3 protein-coding genes are annotated in these 2,546 nt (G+C 69.5%); 1 reads left to right on the top strand and 2 read right to left on the bottom strand.

Features of this window, described 5'->3' with window-relative positions; translation table 11 throughout:
• Window positions 1-141: 141 nt before the first annotated feature.
• Both ACFVJS_RS27500 and ACFVJS_RS27495 read right to left on the bottom strand, forming a co-directional pair.
• Window positions 142-1,098: a D-alanine--D-alanine ligase gene (locus ACFVJS_RS27500; protein ID WP_165110311.1), complete on the bottom strand. Its 957-nt coding sequence runs from the start codon at window positions 1,096-1,098 to the stop codon at window positions 142-144.
• 37 nt (window positions 1,099-1,135) lie between these two features.
• A complete protein-coding gene (locus ACFVJS_RS27495) occupies window positions 1,136-1,372 on the bottom strand; it encodes an Lrp/AsnC family transcriptional regulator (protein WP_008358330.1) in 237 nt (78 codons plus the stop codon).
• A gap of 155 nt (window positions 1,373-1,527) precedes the next feature.
• Between ACFVJS_RS27495 and ACFVJS_RS27490 the strand changes: the two genes are divergently transcribed.
• Window positions 1,528-2,484, top strand: a complete 957-nt coding sequence (locus ACFVJS_RS27490; protein ID WP_378886720.1) for a thiamine-phosphate kinase — start codon at window positions 1,528-1,530, stop codon at window positions 2,482-2,484.
• Window positions 2,485-2,546 lie beyond the last annotated feature (62 nt).

Genomic DNA, 2,546 nt, shown 5'->3' with positions numbered 1-2,546 from the left:
TCGGCCCGTTGGCCCAGCAACTTGGGCCGCTGATTGAGACGGTCAGAGAACTTGACAGTCGCTTCGTGTGCTTGACGGCCGTTTCAGTGCCCGCCAAGTCCAGGGATACCCGGTCGACCGGGTATCCCACAGCGGCCGACGTCAGCGGGCGAGAGCGCGCTTGAGGAGGGCGAGGGTGACCTCGCCCATGGATGTGCCGTCGTGCTTGGCGGCGAAGGGGAAGACGCTGGTCTCGGTGGCGCCGGGGGTGATGGCGACCTCGAGGACGACGAAGCTGCCGTCGGGGGTGACCATGAAGTCGGTGCGGGAGATGTCGCGCATGCCGAGCAGCTCGTGGGCGCGTACGGCGGTCTCGCCCAGCTCGGCGAGCAGCTCGTCGGGGAGGTCGGGGCGGCCGAAGCCGACGAACTCGGCGGTGTAGCGCGCCGCGAAGTCGAACTCGTGGCCCTTGCTGAAGTCGATGGCGATCGGGGTCAGCGGCTTGACCCCCTCGTCGGTTTCGTGGACGACCACGGAGACGTCGATGCCGGCGTAGAAGCGCTCGATGAGGGCCTCGTCGCAGTAGGCGTAGGTCTTGACCAGGGCCGCGGGGAGGGCGGAGAGGCCGTCGACGCCGGTGACGCCGAGGGCCGAGCCGCCGCGCGAGGGCTTGACCACGACCCGCTCGCCCATCCGCGAGATGACATGCTCCATGAGCACCGGCGCGCCGACGTCGCGGAACGTCGTGGACGACAGCGAGACCGAGTCCGGCACCGGGATGCCCCCGCGGCGCAGGAGCTCGCGGGCAGCGGCCTTGTCGAACGCGACGCGGCAGGAGGTGGAGACGGTGCCGACGTACGGGATCCCGATCAGCTCCAGGAGCGTCTGGATCTCGCCGTCCTCACCGAACTGGCCGTGCAGAGCCGGCAGCGCCACGACCGCCTTGTCGCGTTCGAGGTTGTGCAGCAGCGCCCGGTCGAAGTCGTACGCAGCCACCTCGACTCCCAGGGCCGACAGCTCGCGCACGAGGTTGCGGCCAGAGGCCAGCGACACGTCGCGCTCGTGGCTCAGCCCGCCGGCGATGACGGCGACGGGCCCGGGAAGAGGAGGTTTGCTCATGGCTTCGTTCTAACAGACTGCCGGGTGGAGCAGTGAATCAGATGTGGACGACCGGGCAGGTCAGGGTGCGGGTGATGCCTTCGAGGCTCTGGACGCGAGCCACGACCATCTTGCCGAGCTCGTCGACGTTGCGAGCCTCGGCACGGACGATCACGTCGTACGGACCGGTGACGTCCTCAGCCAGGGTCACGCCCTGGATCTTGCCGATCTCGGTGGCGACCTCCGCGGCCTTGCCGACGTCGGTCTGGATGAGGATGTACGCCTGTACGACCATGGTGCTGCTCCTGTTCTCCGTGCCTTCCTTGGCACAACGTCAGGCATGTAACCTATCGCGTTATCTGTCGCTCGACCTACACCGGCCCTGGGGATAAGACACGGTGATGCGTGTCCCGGTATCTCCGGGCATCGCCGGGAGGGTTGGATACGGGTATGGCTTTTCCGAGGGACACGACACTCGCCGACGTCGGCGAGTTCGGGCTGATCACCGAGATGACCAAGCACTTCGCCCAGGGTGAGCAGGTGCTGGTGGGCCCCGGTGACGACGCCGCGCTGCTGCGGGTCAAGCAGGGTCACGTGGTGGTCTCGACCGACCTGCTCGTCGAGGGGCGCCACTTCCGCCGCGATTGGGCCGAGGCGTCCCACGTCGGTCACCGAGCGGCGGGTCAGAACCTCGCCGACATCGCCGCGATGGGCGGCGTCGCGCACTCGATGACCCTCGGCCTCGCCGTTCCCGCCGACCTTCCCGCCGAGTGGGCGGTCGACTTCGCGGAGGGGTTCGCCTCGGAATGCTCGCTGGTGGGTGCCTCGGTCGTCGGCGGTGACGTCACCGGCGCTGACCAGATCGTCATCTCCGTGACCGCCATCGGCGCGGTCGCCCAAGCACCGGTCCTCCGCTCCGGGGCGGAGCCCGGCGACGTACTCGCGCTGTGCGGCCGGCAGGGATGGGCCGCTGCCGGCCTGGCGATCCTCAAACGAGGGTTCCGGTCGCCGCGTGTGCTGGTCGACGCCTACCGCCGCCCGCAACCGCCGTACGCAGCCGGCCCGGCCGCCGCGGCGGCCGGCGCCTCGGCACTGATCGACGTCTCCGACGGGCTCTTGGCCGAGGCTCGGCACATCGCCGAGGCGTCCGAGGTCTCCATCGACGTTCACACCTCGGCGCTGACCATCCCTGACGAGCTCAAGGCTGTCGCCTCGGCGACCGGCGCGGACGCGCTCGCGTTCGTGCTGGGCGGGGGCGAGGACCACTCCCTGCTCGCCGCGTTCCCACCCGAGGTCGAGTTGCCGGAGGGGTGGACCGTGATCGGGACGATCGGCGAGCCGGGCGACGAGCCGGTCACCGTCGATGGCGAGGTCTACGCGGGGCCGGCGGGGTGGACGCACTTCTGAGAATCGCGCGACGGTTCGTCTAGGTATGCAGCCGAACCGTCACTTCCCGCGTGGAACTCCGC

It is taken from the genome of Nocardioides sp. NPDC057772, assembly GCF_042798075.1.
Taxonomy (GTDB): Bacteria; Actinomycetota; Actinomycetes; order Propionibacteriales; family Nocardioidaceae; genus Nocardioides.
The sequence above is the reverse complement of the archived record's forward strand: the minus strand, read 5'-3'. Positions and strand labels throughout refer to the sequence as shown.